Genomic DNA, 16,764 nt, shown 5'->3' with positions numbered 1-16,764 from the left:
GAAAGAAGCCATATGAAACTTCAGCTGTCCGGGATAAAGGCATAAAAAAAGCGAGAATAACCATACCAGTCATTCCCGCTTATCTAAATTAACGCTCTCAATATATAGACGCTCTTCATCCCATATTATTGTACAGGCATTAAAAAAATTATTAGGTCGTAGCAACCGGCAATATAAAACAAAACCTGCTTCCTTCGCCAATCTCACTTTCTACCCAGATCTTTCCGCCTTCAGCTTCAATGAAGTCTTTAGAAATCGCGAGTCCCAGTCCCGAACCTGATTTATTGTTGCCATCAGTAGGCACCTGAAAATACCTGTCGAACAAGCGTTTCTGATATTGTTGATCTATTCCCTTACCAAAATCACGTACTGAAAACTCAATGTCGTTGCCGGACTCTATAATCTGGACGACCACTCTGGACTTTTGCGGACTGTAGCGCAGCGCATTAGACAAAAAGTTGACCAGCACCCAGGCTGTTTTCTCGATGTCGACGTTTACTTTCGGTAGATTGTTCCTGCAGATCAAGTCCAGTTCAATGGCTTTCTGCTCAGCCTGAAACCTTACAGCATCCATCGCGTAAATGGCAATCTTTCTTGGATCTGATTTCACAAAGTTCAATTGGAGATTCCCGGTTTCTACCTGGGCCAGATCCAGGAGTTCACTGGTGATCTTCAATAAACGTCGGCAGTCTTCCTTAATGTGCTGCACGAGTTCCCTCTGTTCAGGGTTCATGCCGCCGACCCGCTCATCATCCAGTAGTTTCAGGCTCATCTTGATTGAGGAAATAGGGGTCTTGAGTTCATGAGAAACTGTAGCAATGAAATTTGTCTTGGCTTCGTCCAGTTCTTTGTACTCGGTTACATTTTTAAGGATGTATACTTCACCTGCTGCCCTTCTGGCTTCTTTGATCACATTTTCCTGCTGGTCATCAACAAAAGGAACCATGATCTCCCGGCGTTCCAGCTTAAAATAGGATTCCTTGCCATCGGCATAAATTTTCACAAGTTTTGTATCATCTTGTACCCGGATCACCGTGTTCAGCAGGTCATTTTTTTTCATCAGTTCCAGTGCACTGGTGCCAACCGCATCTTTTTCATCTATATTGAGCAACTGTACAGCTACCTGGTTTAAAAACAAAACTTCCTTATTTTCATTCAGGCCAATGATTGCATCCCGCATCTGCCCGATAATGGCTTCGATCCTCAATTTTTCAGACTGCAGTTTGGCCAGGTTACTGTTTTCCCATTTGTTGAGCTGAGTAGTCATCGCATTGAATTCCTTTGCAAGTTCCGCAAATTCATCATTACCTTTAAACTCCAGGCGTTGCTTATAATTTTTACTGCTAATCGCCTTGATGGCTTCAGAAAATTCCCGGAGCGGATCGGCGACAAAGCCCGGAAAGCTGACACTGAATGAGAACAGGAAGATGAAACACAGGGATGCAGCGAAGATCAGATAGGTAGCCGCTTTTTCTACACTGGCCTGGGCAGCATCATTCTTCCTCACGATGGCACTCATGTTCAGTTCATCAATGACCCTGAGCTGCAGACGCATTTTCCGCAGAGCCTCGCGCCCGGCGGCCGCATCAGTTCCTGAGGCTTTTAACTCATCAAAAGCTTTTATCAGGGCAGCTACGGCCTGCCCCTCCCCCTGCTCAGTAATATTGTTTTTTTCCAGACTCAGCTGAGCGACCATTTTCGAGCTGGCAATTTCAGAAAGCGGCAAATCATTGTTGTCGAGTATCGTCCTCATTTCCCGGACATATTTCAGCGTTTCATAATTGTCCTTGAGGATAATTCTGGAACTTATCGAAATTTTATTCATATAGTGCAGTGAAATGGCACCGAAAAAGATTACTATGGTAAATAAGAATCCGAATCCCAGGCGAAGTTTAGTTTTTATTTTCATCTGTTTTGTGTTTGTTCTTTCATTTCATTATTCACCTGTAAGATCTTGGTGGTTTCATGGCATTTTGAATTATCGTTCATTGTATAATTGTTTTAGGAAAGGATTACCAGGTCAGTTTCTGTTTCTGTTATGTTTTTTAGTAATTTATTAAATATAGCCGTTCGCATAATGACCTGAAAAAGGCTGAGGTGCGGCTTCCCGATGCAGATCGTCGTGATTTCTTTCTCTGCCGCAATCCTGGTGATCGTCTCTGTGACATCTTCACTTTTTACTTTGAGTACTTCCGCACCTAGTTCTGTGGCCAGTTTGAAATTGTTGATCAGGTGACGCTGCAGGTCAAGCTTAATTCTGTCACCACCTTCATGGCTGCGCTGAACATAGAGTACAATCCATGGCGAACGGTAATAAGAGGCTAGTCTCGCCGTTTTCCTGATGATGACCTTTGCCGTTTGATGATTGGTGGAAATACAGGCAAGGAACTTTTCCGGCCGGAGTTTGATCTGTTTGGGTACTTCCAAACTGATCTTTCTTTCCAGGTGGTGCGCCACTTCTTTCAGCGCCAGCTCACGGAGTTGCAGGATCCTCTCCGGTTGAAAGAAGTTGTCCAAAGCACGCTTGATCTTAGTCTGATCGTAGATCTTTCCGGTCCTAAGCCTGTCTATCAACTCATCGGCAGTTAAGTCTATGTTGACGATTTCATCGGCTGTCTCCAGAATCTTATCCGGGATCCGCTCCGTAATCGGGATACCTGTAATGGTCTCGATCTCTTCGTTCATGCTCTCCAGATGCTGGATATTCACCGCGGAGATCACACTGATCCCGGCATCAAGGATGTCGCTTACATCTTGCCAGCGCTTGCCGTTCTTGCTGCCTTCCACATTGGTATGGGCCAGCTCATCAACGATAACCACTTCGGGATGGATGTTGATAATCGCATGGGCATCCATTTCTTCCAGCTCCTTGCCTTTATAGAAGATCTTCCTCCTGGGAATCAGCGGAATGCCATGTAAAAGTGCATGCGTTTCGGCCCGGTTATGCGTTTCAATATAGCCGATCTGTATATCGATGCCATTTTTCAGTAACGCGTGGGCCTCCTGCAGCATGCGGTAAGTCTTGCCCACACCCGCGCTCATGCCGATGTACACCTTAAATTTTCCCCTTCTGGATTTCTTGACCAGATCGAGGAATTTTTTTACAGATCCTGCTTTATCGTCTTGCTCCATTATTTATTAAATTTACCATTCTAAAACAACATATCTTTTTCTACCGGACACCATATAATCGCAAGATTAATCCTGCTGCCGCGCACAGGATTAATCTTAGTAAAGGGTTCTTTGAATATTCAGATACCATTGCTACATTTTCTAAAAGGAAACCGCTATACTTGCGGTCAATACCGCATTATTATCAACCGGATTCAGATCCCTTACAAATATTTTATCCTGACTACTGTACATTTTTCCTTCCAGGCGTACTACTGCGTTGCTGATCGGTGCATAATCTAAATTTAATGAATAACCGGTAGTCTTGAAACCGTTTGGCGTGCCGGTAGCTATCAAGACCCCATTTTTGTCTTCATAATATTCTATCCTTCCGGCTATGGCCCATTTGCTGCTGATCTTGTACTGTGCAATTGCAACAGGAGACAACACTTCGTTTTTATCATCCGCTTCTTTTGCTTTTTGCTGGGTCCCGTAATCAAAGCCCAGGGTGAGACCAAACTGGTCTGTAACCTGGAATATGCCATATACATTGTGGTAAAAGCGTCTTACGCGTATTGAATCTGCTCCTTCTGTTCCCAGGTAATTGCTATAATTGACGGTAATTTTACTAGTGGGTTTCCAGCTCAGTTGCAAACCGCCGGCTGGCTGGCTGTTTCCGCTTTGACGCATGATCCGTTGCCAGCCGTTCAGATATAAAGCAGCCGCGGTAAATTTACCATCATTTGTGCCGTAGGTCAGTTTCGCGCCGGATTCATAATAAGGCGTATTTTCAGAAGAGATATTCCTGGTCAATACCCAACAATCTTTAGAAACGGCACTTTCAAAACCAATGTGGGAAGAGAAAACACCGGCATCCAGCCAAAGGTTGACAGACTTCGAAAGTTTCACTCCTGCGTTGGCTTCAAAAATGTTTTTCAATACGCCCGGCTCTGCGGCGAGGTTTGTGTTTGAATATGTTCCGGCCATCACTGCCAGATTTGCCCTGATCATTCCATTTTCATAGCTGCCTTTGATAAAGCCAAGATTTAAGTTGGCTTCGTTGTGGCGGTTATGGGAATAGATGAAGCCGGGCCTGTTGTTGTCGGCGGGTTTATTGAAGTCGTATCCGAAATAAGTTTCCAGGTACCCGCTCACTTTGATTTCAGGCTGCTCTTCCTGTGCGTAGGCAATCGATCCGGTTGTTAATGCTGCAACTAATAATAATATTGATTTCATATATTTATGGTAATTATTTATTCTCTAATGGACCGGATTATTTCTTTAATTCATCCAAAGCAAGGTTCAGCTTTAATACATTTACCTTTGAAGGTCCAAATAGCCCAAACAGCGGTCCTTCAGTATTTTTGACCACCAGTTCGGCAACCAATTTTTCGTCCAGCTTACGGTAAGCAGCTATCCTTTTGATCTGGGTAATGGCACCCTGCTCAGAAATATCCGGATCAAGTCCGCTTCCAGATGCAGTAATCAGGTCAGCCGGGATATCTGCTTTGGTGATCGACGGGTTATATTTCAGCAGTGTATCAATCCTGCCGGAAACCTGCTTAAGATAATCCGGATTCGAAGCTCCTTTATTGGAACCTCCAGATCCAGCTGCATTATAATCCACAGCGGAAGGCCTGCCCCAGAAATACTCCGGTCTGGTAAAGGACTGGCCAATTAAGGCATAACCCACAACTTTTTCATTTTTGGTGATTTTTTCACCACCTCCATCGCCGTTAGAAAAAACACCGGCAAAGGCGACGATAAGCGGATAAATAACGCAAAGCAGTACCATTAAAACTGCGGTTAAGCGTATAGATTGTAAGATGTACTTTTTCATGATTTCTATATTTTATTGAGGCTTATACAAATAAGCCTACCAGTAAATCGATTATTTTGATCCCGATGAAGGGTGCAATGACCCCTCCCAGGCCGTAGATCAGCAGGTTCCTGCGTAATAATGCACTAGCGCCGATTGGTTTATATTCCACCCCTTTCAGGGCCAGGGGGATCAGGATCGGGATGATGATCGCATTGAAGATCACCGCAGACAGGATGGCACTTTCCGGACTGTGCAGGCCCATGATGTTTAAACTTTGCAGTGCCGGAATTGAGGCAATGAACAAGGCCGGTACAATGGCGAAGTATTTGGCCACGTCATTGGCAATAGAGAAGGTGGTTAGGGTACCCCTGGTGATCAGAAGCTGTTTACCGATCTCTACGATCTCGATCAATTTGGTCGGATCGTTATCCAAATCCACCATATTTCCTGCTTCTTTAGCTGCCTGTGTACCACTGTTCATGGCCACACCCACATCAGCCTGTGCAAGAGCAGGGGCATCGTTGGTTCCATCGCCCATCATTGCAACCAACTTACCCAATGCCTGCTCTTCCTTAATGTAATTCATTTTATCTTCAGGTTTGGCTTCAGCAATAAAATCATCTACCCCCGCTTTGTCTGCGATGAATTTTGCCGTAAGCGGGTTATCCCCTGTCACCATTACCGTTTTTACGCCCATTTTGCGCAGACGCTCAAAACGCTCGCTAATGCCGGGTTTAATGATATCCTGCAGTTCAATCACCCCCATTGTTTTTTCATTGACCGCAACCACAAGCGGTGTACCTCCGTTGCTGGAAATTTTTTTGATCTGTTCTTCTGTTTCCGGAGGAAATGGATTTCCGGCCAGGAGCACCATATTGCGGATGGAGTCAAATGCTCCCTTACGTATTCTCTTACCATCCGTGGCATCCAGACCGCTGGAACGTGTCTCGGCAGTAAATTTGATGAACGCAGATCCTGCTGGAGCAGGCACTACTTTGTGGCCTTGTACCACTGCCAGCTCAATGATGGATTTACCTTCAGGGGTTTCGTCTGCCAGAGAACTCATCACGCAGGCTTCGATAAAAGCCTTCATCGCCACTCCGGGGGCAGGGTAAAAACTGGTGGCTTTACGATTACCTATCGTGATCGTTCCTGTTTTGTCGAGCAATAAGACATCGATGTCACCTGCGGTCTCAACCGCTTTACCTGATTTAGTGATCACATTAGCCCTTAATGCCCTGTCCATACCAGCAATACCGATGGCCGAGAGCAGGCCGCCGATAGTGGTAGGGATCAAACACACAAACAGTGAGATCAGCGCAGCAATCGTAATTGGGGTATTCGCGTAGTCCGCAAATGGTTTTAAAGTCACACACACGATAATAAATACCAGTGTGAAACTTGCCAGCAAAATGGTCAAAGCAATCTCGTTGGGCGTTTTCTGACGTGATGCTCCTTCAACAAGAGCAATCATTTTATCCAGGAAGCTTTCACCCGGCTGGGTGTTGACCTGTACCTTGATCTGGTCTGAGAGCACTTTGGTACCTCCGGTAACCGATGATTTATCGCCGCCTGATTCGCGGATCACCGGAGCAGATTCACCGGTAATGGCAGATTCATCAATCGTTGCAATACCTTCAATGATCTCTCCATCCGCAGGGATGGTGTCACCTGCTTCGCAGATAAACACATCACCTTTTTTCAATAAGGAAGACGACCGTGTTTCGATTTTTCCGCCAGCGAGTACAACTTTCGCGGGCGTTTCCTCCCTTGTTTTTCTTAAAGAGTCTGCCTGTGCTTTTCCTCTTGCCTCGGCAATAGCCTCAGCGAAATTAGCAAAGAGTACGGTAAGCAGCAGGATCAGGAAAATGATAAAATTGTAAGCAGGAGATCCTTGTCCGGGATTGCTCAAAGAATATATTGTTACGTAAGCCATAATGACCGTACCGATCTCTACAGTAAACATGACCGGATTTTTGATCATCACCCTGGGGTCAAGCTTGATGAAGGACTGTTTCAGTGCAGTTTGCACTAAAGCCGGTTCAAATAATTTATTTGATGATGTTTTCATCTTAAGTTTTGTTTAATTATTTAAGCATGGTAAAATATTCTGCCAGTGGCCCTAAAGCCAGCGCAGGAAAATAAGAAAGGGCGTTCAAAACAATGATCACCGCAAAAGTCATCAGACCAAAAGTCAGCGTGTCTGTTTTCAATGTACCGGCAGACTCAGGTATGTATTTTTTAGCACCCAGCAAGCCGGCAATGGCTATAGGGCCTATGATCGGCAGGAAACGTCCCAATAGCAGCACAAAACCTGTCAACACGTTCCAAAGGATGTTGTTGTCTCCCAAGCCTTCAAAACCTGATCCATTGTTGGCGTTTGAAGAAGTCACTTCATACAGCATTTCCGAGAAGCCATGAAAGCGAGGGTTATTTAACCAGTTTTGAGGTTGTACAGCCCAATCTGCAGTACCATGATTGGTAAATACATAATTGGCGATTGCTGTTCCTGCAAGTATTAGAAATGGACTTAAAAGGGTAATCAGCGCAGCTATTTTTACTTCCCTGGCTTCTACCTTATGTCCAAGGAATTCCGGTGTTCTTCCAACCATCAGTCCTGATATAAATACTGCGATAATCAGGTAAATGAAATAGTTCAGCACACCGACTCCGCAACCACCATAGAATGAGTTGATCATCATACCCAATAATTGCCACATACCTGTTAATGGCATTGTACTGTCGTGCATGCTGTTTACCGAGCCAGTTGATATGATGGTTGTTACCGTACTCCAGTAAGCGGATATGGCCGGCCCGAAACGGACTTCTTTACCTTCCATTGCGCCTGTAGCCTGTGAAATACCCATTTTCGCAATTGCAGGGTTTCCACCAAGTTCAGAACTGATGGTCGGGATAAGGAGCAGCAGCATACCAATTGTCATGACGCCGAAAATCATCCAGCTCAACTTTCTGCGCCGGATGAATATACCAAAGGCGACCACCATTGCAATGGGAATGATTACCTGCGCAATAAGCTCAACCATATTAGTCAGGTAGTTTGGGTTCTCTAAAGGGTGTGCCGAGTTGACTCCAAACCAGCCGCCGCCATTTGTTCCCAAATGTTTGATTGCAATCATACCCGCAGCAGGACCCCTGGATACATTTACAGTATCTCCCTGAACAGAAATGAACTGATCTTTCGCCTCATAGCTTGTTGGTGTGCCATTAAATGCAAGAATCAATGCAACAACTAATGACAGGGGCAGCAACAGCCGGGTGATGGACTTTACAAAGAAATCCCAGAAGTTGCCCAGTTTAACGGTTGTCTTATCCCTAAAGGCTTTAAAGAATACAACTGCTGCAGCTATACCTGTTGCAGCGCTTGTAAATTGAAGGAACATCACTACAAAGTGCTGAGTAAGATAGGTTAGTCCACTTTCTCCGGAATAATGCTGCAGATTACAGTTGACCACAAAGCTGATGATCGTATTGAAGGACAGATCAGGACTCATTCCCGGATTGCCGTCAGGGTTTAGCGGTAATTTATCCTGGTAAATCAGGACGAAGAAACCGTAAACCAGCCAGACCAGGTTAATAGTCAGCAGCGCTTTCATATGCTGCTTCCAGTTCATCTCTTCTTTAGGGTTGATACCTGAGAGCTTGAAGATCCCGGATTCAAAAGGTTGTAAAAAGTCTGACCAGACCTTTTCTCCGGCAAATACCTTAGCCAGGTACTTGCCCAGTGGAATAGCGATCATCAATGTGAGCAGGTAGGTAGCTATGATTCCAAATAATTCAGTGTTCATGGTGTTTAATTAAAATTTTTCGGGTTTAACCAGCACGTAGATCATGTAAATGAAGACGGCGATTGCGATAATGAATAATGCGATCATAATTTTTAGATTTTTTCGAACCAGTCGATGGATTTGTAAATTACCCGGCAGAGTATCAGCAGGGTCAGAAATAATACGATTGTTAGCATGATATTTTTATTTTTGATATGCCTATGCCAATCCTGGTGCCATATTCCGAAATAAACAAGCAACACGCTCATTATCTGATATTTAAATCACAAAAAAAATCATCGGACAACATTTAAACAAAAAGACCCTTCCAAAATGGAAGGGTCTTTTTCATAATGGGTTAATGGGCTAAGCCTCTATTTTATATTCTTCAATCTTGCGGTATAAGGTAGTCAGCCCAATACCCAACAGCCTTGAAGTTTCCGTTTTATTGCCACCGGTATATTTCAGTACTTTGATGATGTGCTGTTTTTCCACATCCTGCATGTTCATCGGATCTGCAGCCCTGGCCTCCGTGTGAAATTCGAAAGGCAGCAGGTTAGAGGTAATTAATCCATTATCAGCCAAAATCACTACACGTTCCATCACGTTTTTGAGTTCCCTGATGTTTCCTTTCCAGTTGTGGTTGGTCAGCAACCGTATAAATTCCTTGTCAACACTAAATTCCGGCTTGTTTACCTTAGCGGTAAATTCAGCGAGGTAATGCATAGCGATCGGCAGAATATCTTCCCTCCTGTGCGATAGCGGCGGCAGTTCGATCGAAAATACCGAAAGCCTGTAAAATAAGTCCAGCCGGAACTTCCCGGCTTCAGCTTCGGCTTTGAGGTCCCTGTTGGTTGCGGCAATGATCCTTACGTTTACCTGGGTGGTTTGGGTATCGCCTATCTTGATATAAGTTTGATTCTCGAGTACCCTAAGCAGCTTGGCCTGGAGATCAAGGTTCAATTCACCGATCTCATCCAGGAATATCGTACCTTCATTGGCTTCATCAAGTAGTCCTCTTTTATCTTTGGCAGCTCCCGTAAAGGCCCCGGCTTTGTAACCAAACAATTCACTTTCCAGCAGCTCAGGATTAAAACCACTGCAGTTCACTGCAACAAACGGCTTTGCCCTTCTGGGACTTTCATGATGGATGGCCTGTGCAAATACCTCTTTACCGGTACCGGTCTCTCCTAAAAGCAGCACAGTGGTGTTGGTGCCCGCTACGCGGCGTGCGAGTGCGACGGCTTCTTTTAGAGTTTTGGATTTGCCAAGGATCGAATCAAAGTTAAACTTCCTGCTGATCTGATTTTCCAGTTCATAAACCCGGGCATTCAGTTTGGCTTTGTCCATAGCCTTATAAATCAGCGGGATGATCTTGTCATTGTCATCGCCCTTGGTGATGTAATCAAAGGCACCGTTGCGCATTGCCATTACACCGTCTGCAATGGTACCAAAGGCGGTCAGGTTGATCACCTCTGCAACCGGCCTGATCTTTTTAATCTCGTTCACCAACTCAACTCCATTGAAGTCGGGGAGCTTCACGTCACTTACCACCACCAGGATATCTTCTGCCTTAAGGATCTTCAGGCCTTCCTTGCCGGAGTTGGCCTGGAAAACTTTAAACCCTTCCAGTTCAATAATACGGGCGAGCAGGCTGCAGATCTTTTTCTCATCATCAATGATCAGGACACTATTTTGCATAATCTGTTTTTCTTTTTTAATAGATGGGTCCTAAGAGCCATTCAAATATGAGGTATTTTTAAATCAGTTGCCATTTAAAATAAGCGTATTCTTGTGCGGCACTGTACCTGGGGTGAAAGAAAGGCAAGAAACGGGTTTCATTTCATTTCCGAGTATTGTAACTTTAGGTCATAAATAATGGAGCATCATGGAAATAATAAATATGACCGAATTCTCTACTCCACTGGGCCCTATGCTGGCCGGTGCGACAGCTGAGGGGGTCTGCCTTTTGGAATTCACGAACCGCATCCGGTTAGAAAAGGAGTTTAGTGAATTGCAGCGCCTGCTCAATGCTACGATGCAGCCGGGCAGGAATCAGCATCTGGATCAGCTGGAAAAAGAATTAAGCGAGTATTTTGAGGGAAAAAGAAAATCTTTCTCTGTGCCCCTCCACACACCAGGAAATGAATTTGCGCAAGCGGTATGGAAAACACTGCAGGAAATCCCTTACGGAAAAACCTGCTCTTATAAAGAACAGGCAGAAATGATGAACAATCCCAAAGCAATCCGTGCAATTGCATCAACAAATGGCCGCAATCGTCTGGCCATCATCGTACCCTGTCATCGTGTGATTGGCAGTGATGGAAATATGACCGGATATGCCGCCGGAATAGACAAGAAAAAATGGCTGCTGAAATTTGAACGAGAAAACTCAGGGGTTCCTGAAGGGTCTTTATTTTAACTCAGCCGCTTCCCGCTCATCAGTTTATCAACAGCGTCATCGAACGATCCTGCCTGTACCACATCCCCTGAGTTTACAAAATAGATCTCATCGGCATTTTCAATAGTATTTAACCGGTGAGCGATCACCACTAAAGTGGTTTCTTTGGGCAGTTTTTCTAATATCCTGCCCAGCATTTGCTCTGTAATGGTATCAATATTTGCCGTGGCCTCATCTAAGATCAGCAATTCGGGTTTGCGCAGGAAGGCCCTCATAAAGGCAATGAGCTGCTTTTGACCCAAACTCATGTGTTCACCACCGGATTTTACCTCCGTATTCAGCCCCTGGTCAAACACCGAAAGCAATTCAGCCAGGCCAGCCTCTTCAATGACTTTTAAAAATGCAGGGTCATCCGGCGTCGTGTACAGGTCATTGCCGTACAAAATGTTTTCTTTCACCGTTCCGGTAAACAGCAGCGGCTCCTGCAATATGAAACCTATTTTTTGAGTACGCTCTGCATGGGTATAGGACCTGATGTCGCGGCCTCTCAATAACACCGTACCTTCCAGGGGATCATACAATCTTGCCATCAGTGAAGCTGTAGTTGTCTTCCCACCACCTGTTGGGCCCACAAAAGCATACATCTTCCCCCTTTCCAGTAAAAAATCGATTCCATGCAAAATCTCCCGGCCTCCCGGATACCCAAAATGTACCCCCCGGAATTCGAGTACCGCAGATGGGAGATGGGATTCAGAAGATATGTTTTCACTTGTCTCAACTACATGCAGGTCATTGTCCAATGCCAACATCCCGGATATTCTGTCCCAGGAAGCCAAAGCGGTCTGAAAACTGGTCCACAATGTAGCCAGCTGTCTTATCGGATTATAAAAATTATTGGCATAAGCGATATAACTGATCAGCAGACCAATGGTCAGGTTTCCATTCTTAATTAAGTATACCCCATAGATCAATACCAGCAATTGTGCAATATTGGAAAACAAACTAAACACCGGCATAAAAACAGTATTGGCAATACCGGCGCCCGTGGCGGTCTTATAGTTCTGCTGGTTTGCAGCATCAAACCTTTTTCTGAAATAATCACGACGGTTAAAAGCCACCACCACTTTAAAATTATTCAGGCTTTCCTGTATCTCTGCACTCATCATGCCTACACTTTTTAAGTTAGCAGCATTCCTTTTTCTAACCCATGGCGACAACCTGTTCACGAACAGCCAAATGCACAGGGCCGGAAAAACAGTAACCGCTCCTAGCCTAAAATTAATGATCAGCATAAATGAGCCCGCGGCGATCAGCATAAAAATACTGCTCAAAAACTGGAGCAGGCCCTGCGAGAAAAACTGATTTAGCCTTTCGGTATCTGTGTTTACCCTGGAAATCAGGTCGCCCGCTTTATTTTGATTAAAGAAGGCAACCGGCAATTGCTGAATCTTATGAAATACCGCATTCCGCAAAGCAAATACGATCCGTTGCGCTGCGCCTCCCATCAATCGTGTCTGCAGGTAACTGCCGCCAAACACGACAAAATACATAGACAGCAATATGCCGGAAAATAACAAAACTCCGCTGAATTGCTTGGTCTGAATATAATGGTCAATGGTGTAACCAACAATCAGCGGACCGGATAAATTGATGCTTGTATTGACCAGCATGAGCAGCAGTGCAAAAACGATCGTCCGCTTTTCATCACCCGCAACTTCAAGCAGGCCTGTCAGTTCCTTATAAACCGGTTTCTTTACCTTGCCCTCTTTTTCTATATTCAGGTTATAGTTCATAATTGCTTGTACTAAGTTGTGAATTATAGATCTGAACGTATTCAGGGCTGCGCCGCATCAGTTCAATGTGCGTCCCCTTATCCAACACTTCGCCCTGCATCATGAGTATGACCTGATCGTAATCTTCAATGGCGGCGATCTTTTGCGTTACCGATATCAAAGTGATAAAAGGATAATTTCGCTGAATATTTTGCAGGATCTTTTTTTCTGTCTGCTGGTCGACCCGGGCCGTAAAATCATCCAGCAGTAAGATGCGGGGGTTTATGGCCAGTGCCCTGGCCAGCATAATGCGCTGTTTTTGTCCGCCTGATAAACTCAACCCCCTTTCAGAAACTACGGTGTCTAATCCATCAGGCATTGAATCAATGAATGTGCTGAGTTCAGCACTGGCAATCGCCAATTTTAGGGATTCATCGGTTACGAGCTCACTAAAAGCAATATTTTCCCTTATGCTCATATTGAACATCACGCTGTCCTGGAATACAAATGCCAGCTGCCTGTAAAAAGCATCTTGTTTAAAATCCTGAAGCGGATGCCCGTTAAACCTGATCTGCCCGCTGTCTGCCCTGGTCATCCCTGCCAGCAATTGCAGCAATTGAGTTTTTCCGGCTACAGTAGGTCCGACTATCGCAACTTTTGAGCCGGGAGATATAGAAAAGCTGATGTCTTTCAACACACTTTTTCCGGAATAATCCAGATTCAGATTTTCCACTTCGATCTCTCCGCTCAGTTCAATATCAACCACACCTGCATCCGAAATATCTTCAGCATCCAGTACCTTGCTGATCCGGCCGTAAGAAACGGTAGCCTGTACAATTACATTGCTCATAAAGCCAATGACGATGATCGGGAAGATCAGCATCGCCAGGTAACTGTTGAATGCTGCCAGATCTCCTATACTCATCCTGTCGGTAATGACCAAATGGCCGCCATAAGCCAGAATGACAAGGGCAGCGATACTGGCGGTAAAAGTGATGATGGGAATGAGCCATGCAAAAAGGCGGAGTATAGTCAGCCCCAAATCCTTCCCTTTTACGCTGGCTTCTAAAAACTTATCATATTCCAGGGCCTGCGAATTGACAACCCGCACCAAAAAAGCGCCTAAAATACTTTCATTGATGATCTTGTTTAACCTGTCTATTACCTCTCTGCTTTTTTTATAATGAAGTTTTACTTTTTTTAGTACCAGAAAAAAACTGACGCCAATGGTGGAGGTAATCAGGATCACGATCAGTCCGAGCTCCCAGTCTATGCTAAAGAGCAGTATGGCCGCGCCGACGATGATCACCAGGGAGGACAAAATAGAGACTATTGCCTGAGCAACGAACTGTTTTATCCCCTCAACATCAGAAGTCAGGTTGGTCAATAGTTTGGCAGGGCTTTCCTGGTCTATAAAGACCGTGCTTTGTTTCGAGATTTTTGACGCGAGTTTGGTACGCAGATCTCGTGCTACATTTTCAGAAGCGTAAATCTGGACCAGGCTCTGGACATATCCCAATATAAAAACCAATACCGTGATACCCGAAAACTGCAGCATAGCTTTGTTCATTGAAAACTGATGATGATTCAAACCATCTATGACACTTCCAATGATCTTAGGCAAGAGTAAACTGAGTCCATTACCCAGAAGGGCTAATAACAGCAATAATGAAATAATGCCCTGATAAGGCTTTAACATTTTTAGCATGGCGCTAAGTTAACGATTTACCTTCCATGATCCCATTGCTCAACCTTCTTTAGTAAATCAAGTAAAGGACAATAGACACATTGCTTTGCCATAGTCCACCTATACTCCACGTATAGTCCACCTATAGTCCACGTTTTCATGAAAAAACATGGACTATACATTAAATATTCGTATATTGAATGTGAACTGATCTGCTGCTGTACCGGAATTGTTTACGAAGTATTGGTCAGTATAACTGCTGATCAATAAACGAAAAATAATATGCCAATAATGCAAGCCTGGCCCTAAAACAAAAAAGGGAACCCAAAATGAATTGAGCCCCCCTTTGTTTAACCGTATTAATTGTTATTTAGTAGCTTTTGTAAAATGCAGCACGACATATGAAGGTGATGTGCCATACTCAACCGGCGATTTGATCACAAGGGTGTTTCCATCCCCCGAAGCCAATACTGACCGGTATCCTGAAGTTACGTTTTTAGCTTTATCGCCCTCAAACAGTTTTTTAAACTGAAAAGTTTGATCTGCAGGACTTGCTGACCAGTATATGCTTTGGGTCTTCGCTGCACAGGTTCCTCCGCCGGGCAGGGTATAACTGCCATTACCACTGTTGGTCAGTGTCCAGATGCCACCTTTGAAACATGAAGCAGGGCCTTCGTCAAACAATGACTTTACATTTGCCTCCGGCACACCTTCATAAGTAATGTCGCTCAGCACCCAGGTCCCGGTTACATTGCCTCTCGTTACATTTGTACCAGCTGCACCTTTTGGTGAACAGCTTTGCAAAACCATTAATGAACTGCATAAAATGGCTGCTATCAGGAATATTCTTTTCATGTTATTCTTTATTTGATATTCCAATTACATAAATCTTGCCAAAACCTCAGCAGAATACTTTTATCCTTTTAACTTTGTTTTATCTAAACGCCCTCCTAAACATTAATACCGTAATAATGAAGCCAGAAACACTTGCCATACACGCCGGAAATTTATATAAGATCAGTACTAAAGATGTGACCCCGCCAATAAACCTGTCTACCACTTTTCTGAGAGATGAGGACGGTGGCTATTCTGGCGGACATATGTACAGCAGGGTGAGTAATCCCAACCGTTCCGCACTTGAGAAGGCCCTTGCTGATCTGGAGAAGGGTGCCGACGCCTGCGCTTTCTCATCGGGAAATACCGCTGGGATGAGCTTGTTCCAGGCATTAAAGCCGGGCAGCCACATCATCGCACCTGATGATATGTACTGGGGCTTTAAGAAGCAACTGCAAACCATTTTTAAGGATACACTGGAAATAGATTTTATAGACCAGACCGATATAGCCGTAATAAAGAGTTCCATCAAAGAAAATACAGTGCTGATATGGGTGGAAACCCCTTCCAATCCTTTATTAAAGATCACTGATGTGACCGCGATCGCTAAAATAGCCAAAGAAAACAATTTGATCCTTGCCTGTGACAGTACGTTCGCCTCGCCATGCCTGCAAAACCCGATTTCCCTGGGCGCGGATATCGTAATGCACTCTTCCACAAAATATATTGGCGGTCATAGCGATGTTCTCGGAGGTGCGCTGATCACGGCAACCAAAAATGAACTTTGGGAAAAGATCAGGAATGTCCAGCAGATCGGCGGCGCTGTACCTTCTCCATTTGATTGTTATTTATTGCTAAGGAGTATAAAAACATTGCCGTACCGCATGCGCGCGCATAGTGCCAACGGGCTTGCTCTGGCCCTGTATCTTCAAAAACATGATCAGGTAGAAGCGGTCTTTTATCCCGGACTTCGGGAGCACCCGCAGCATGAGATTGCCAAAACGCAAATGAGTGATTTTGGAGGAATGCTTTCCATACTGGTAAAAGGGGGTGCGGCTGAAGCACGGAGAATCGTAAATGCTGTTAAGCTATTTGCCCAGGCGACGAGTTTGGGCGGCGTGGAAAGCCTGATAGAGCACCGCGCATCTATAGAAGGCCCTGACACCAAGACACCACAAAATTTAATTCGGATATCTGCTGGCCTCGAACACATAGACGACCTGATTGATGACCTAAAGCAGGCTCTGGCTTAAATTTCGAGTAAGATCTTTAGGTTTTTTAGATTTTAAATTCAATTTATAAAGCTAATTAACAGATACTTACAAAATATTCAGAATATAATTTTGGATATT

At 44.5% G+C, this 16,764-nt stretch carries 13 protein-coding genes; 2 read left to right on the top strand and 11 right to left on the bottom strand.

Annotated elements, in window-relative coordinates; genetic code table 11:
- Positions 1-151 precede the first annotated feature (151 nt).
- The 8 genes from QEP08_RS04785 to QEP08_RS04755 form a co-directional block, all read right to left on the bottom strand.
- Positions 152-1,909, bottom strand: coding sequence for a HAMP domain-containing sensor histidine kinase (locus QEP08_RS04785; protein ID WP_285056285.1), 1,758 nt, complete (start codon positions 1,907-1,909; stop codon positions 152-154).
- A gap of 92 nt (positions 1,910-2,001) precedes the next feature.
- Positions 2,002-3,132, bottom strand: coding sequence for a sensor protein KdpD (locus QEP08_RS04780; RefSeq protein WP_285056283.1), 1,131 nt, complete (start codon positions 3,130-3,132; stop codon positions 2,002-2,004).
- Between the two features lie 141 nt (positions 3,133-3,273).
- A complete protein-coding gene (locus QEP08_RS04775) occupies positions 3,274-4,347 on the bottom strand; it encodes a porin (RefSeq protein WP_285056281.1) in 1,074 nt (357 codons plus the stop codon).
- A 37-nt stretch (positions 4,348-4,384) separates the two neighbouring features.
- Entirely contained in the window at positions 4,385-4,951 is a 567-nt protein-coding gene (kdpC, locus tag QEP08_RS04770; protein WP_285056279.1) for a potassium-transporting ATPase subunit KdpC, read from the bottom strand.
- Between the two features lie 22 nt (positions 4,952-4,973).
- A complete protein-coding gene (kdpB, locus tag QEP08_RS04765) occupies positions 4,974-7,004 on the bottom strand; it encodes a potassium-transporting ATPase subunit KdpB (protein ID WP_285056277.1) in 2,031 nt (676 codons plus the stop codon).
- Positions 7,005-7,020: 16 nt separating this feature from the next.
- Positions 7,021-8,739 (bottom strand): potassium-transporting ATPase subunit KdpA, encoded by a 1,719-nt coding sequence (gene kdpA / locus QEP08_RS04760; RefSeq protein WP_285056275.1) that lies wholly within the window; start codon positions 8,737-8,739, stop codon positions 7,021-7,023.
- A 9-nt stretch (positions 8,740-8,748) separates the two neighbouring features.
- Complete coding sequence (locus QEP08_RS20900; RefSeq protein ID WP_431844604.1) at positions 8,749-8,826, bottom strand: potassium-transporting ATPase subunit F; 78 nt, start codon at positions 8,824-8,826, stop codon at positions 8,749-8,751.
- A 258-nt stretch (positions 8,827-9,084) separates the two neighbouring features.
- Complete coding sequence (locus QEP08_RS04755; RefSeq protein WP_285056274.1) at positions 9,085-10,419, bottom strand: sigma-54-dependent transcriptional regulator; 1,335 nt, start codon at positions 10,417-10,419, stop codon at positions 9,085-9,087.
- 187 nt (positions 10,420-10,606) lie between these two features.
- Here QEP08_RS04755 and QEP08_RS04750 point away from each other — a divergent pair, with 187 nt between their 5' ends.
- Positions 10,607-11,140 carry a methylated-DNA--[protein]-cysteine S-methyltransferase gene (locus QEP08_RS04750; protein WP_285056272.1) on the top strand — a complete coding sequence of 178 codons (534 nt, stop codon included), beginning with the start codon at positions 10,607-10,609 and terminating at the stop codon, positions 11,138-11,140.
- Here QEP08_RS04750 and QEP08_RS04745 read toward each other — a convergent pair.
- From QEP08_RS04745 to QEP08_RS04735, 3 genes are all read right to left on the bottom strand, one after another.
- A complete protein-coding gene (locus QEP08_RS04745; protein WP_285056270.1) occupies positions 11,137-12,912 on the bottom strand; it encodes an ABC transporter ATP-binding protein in 1,776 nt (591 codons plus the stop codon). The genes QEP08_RS04750 and QEP08_RS04745 overlap by 4 nt on opposite strands.
- Complete coding sequence (locus QEP08_RS04740) at positions 12,902-14,599, bottom strand: ABC transporter ATP-binding protein (RefSeq protein ID WP_285056269.1); 1,698 nt, start codon at positions 14,597-14,599, stop codon at positions 12,902-12,904. The genes QEP08_RS04745 and QEP08_RS04740 overlap by 11 nt, the downstream gene beginning before the upstream one ends.
- Positions 14,600-14,944: 345 nt before the next feature.
- A complete protein-coding gene (locus QEP08_RS04735; RefSeq protein ID WP_285056267.1) occupies positions 14,945-15,433 on the bottom strand; it encodes a lipocalin family protein in 489 nt (162 codons plus the stop codon).
- Between the two features lie 116 nt (positions 15,434-15,549).
- On the opposite strand from QEP08_RS04735, the gene QEP08_RS04730 reads away from it, so the two are divergent.
- Positions 15,550-16,665 carry a trans-sulfuration enzyme family protein gene (locus tag QEP08_RS04730; RefSeq protein WP_285056265.1) on the top strand — a complete coding sequence of 372 codons (1,116 nt, stop codon included), beginning with the start codon at positions 15,550-15,552 and terminating at the stop codon, positions 16,663-16,665.
- Positions 16,666-16,764: the final 99 nt, after the last annotated feature.

The organism is Pedobacter ginsengisoli (assembly GCF_030244015.1).
Lineage (GTDB): Bacteria > Bacteroidota > Bacteroidia > Sphingobacteriales > Sphingobacteriaceae > Pedobacter > Pedobacter ginsengisoli.
Note: the sequence above shows the minus strand (reverse complement) of the source record. Positions and strands in the feature narration are given on the sequence as shown.

What these genes read in the sequence shown, in the direction of transcription:
- QEP08_RS04785 (WP_285056285.1), bottom strand. Translation starts at nt 1,909, where the DNA reads ATGAAAATAAAAACTAAACTTCGCCTGGGATTCGGATTCTTATTTACC.
- QEP08_RS04780 (WP_285056283.1), bottom strand. Translation starts at nt 3,132, where the DNA reads ATGGAGCAAGACGATAAAGCAGGATCTGTAAAAAAATTCCTCGATCTG.
- QEP08_RS04775 (WP_285056281.1), bottom strand. Translation starts at nt 4,347, where the DNA reads ATGAAATCAATATTATTATTAGTTGCAGCATTAACAACCGGATCGATT.
- kdpC (WP_285056279.1), bottom strand. Translation starts at nt 4,951, where the DNA reads ATGAAAAAGTACATCTTACAATCTATACGCTTAACCGCAGTTTTAATG.
- kdpB (WP_285056277.1), bottom strand. Translation starts at nt 7,004, where the DNA reads ATGAAAACATCATCAAATAAATTATTTGAACCGGCTTTAGTGCAAACT.
- kdpA (WP_285056275.1), bottom strand. Translation starts at nt 8,739, where the DNA reads ATGAACACTGAATTATTTGGAATCATAGCTACCTACCTGCTCACATTG.
- QEP08_RS20900 (WP_431844604.1), bottom strand. Translation starts at nt 8,826, where the DNA reads ATGATCGCATTATTCATTATCGCAATCGCCGTCTTCATTTACATGATC.
- QEP08_RS04755 (WP_285056274.1), bottom strand. Translation starts at nt 10,419, where the DNA reads ATGCAAAATAGTGTCCTGATCATTGATGATGAGAAAAAGATCTGCAGC.
- QEP08_RS04750 (WP_285056272.1), top strand. Translation starts at nt 10,607, where the DNA reads ATGGAAATAATAAATATGACCGAATTCTCTACTCCACTGGGCCCTATG.
- QEP08_RS04745 (WP_285056270.1), bottom strand. Translation starts at nt 12,912, where the DNA reads ATGAACTATAACCTGAATATAGAAAAAGAGGGCAAGGTAAAGAAACCG.
- QEP08_RS04740 (WP_285056269.1), bottom strand. Translation starts at nt 14,599, where the DNA reads ATGCTAAAAATGTTAAAGCCTTATCAGGGCATTATTTCATTATTGCTG.
- QEP08_RS04735 (WP_285056267.1), bottom strand. Translation starts at nt 15,433, where the DNA reads ATGAAAAGAATATTCCTGATAGCAGCCATTTTATGCAGTTCATTAATG.
- QEP08_RS04730 (WP_285056265.1), top strand. Translation starts at nt 15,550, where the DNA reads ATGAAGCCAGAAACACTTGCCATACACGCCGGAAATTTATATAAGATC.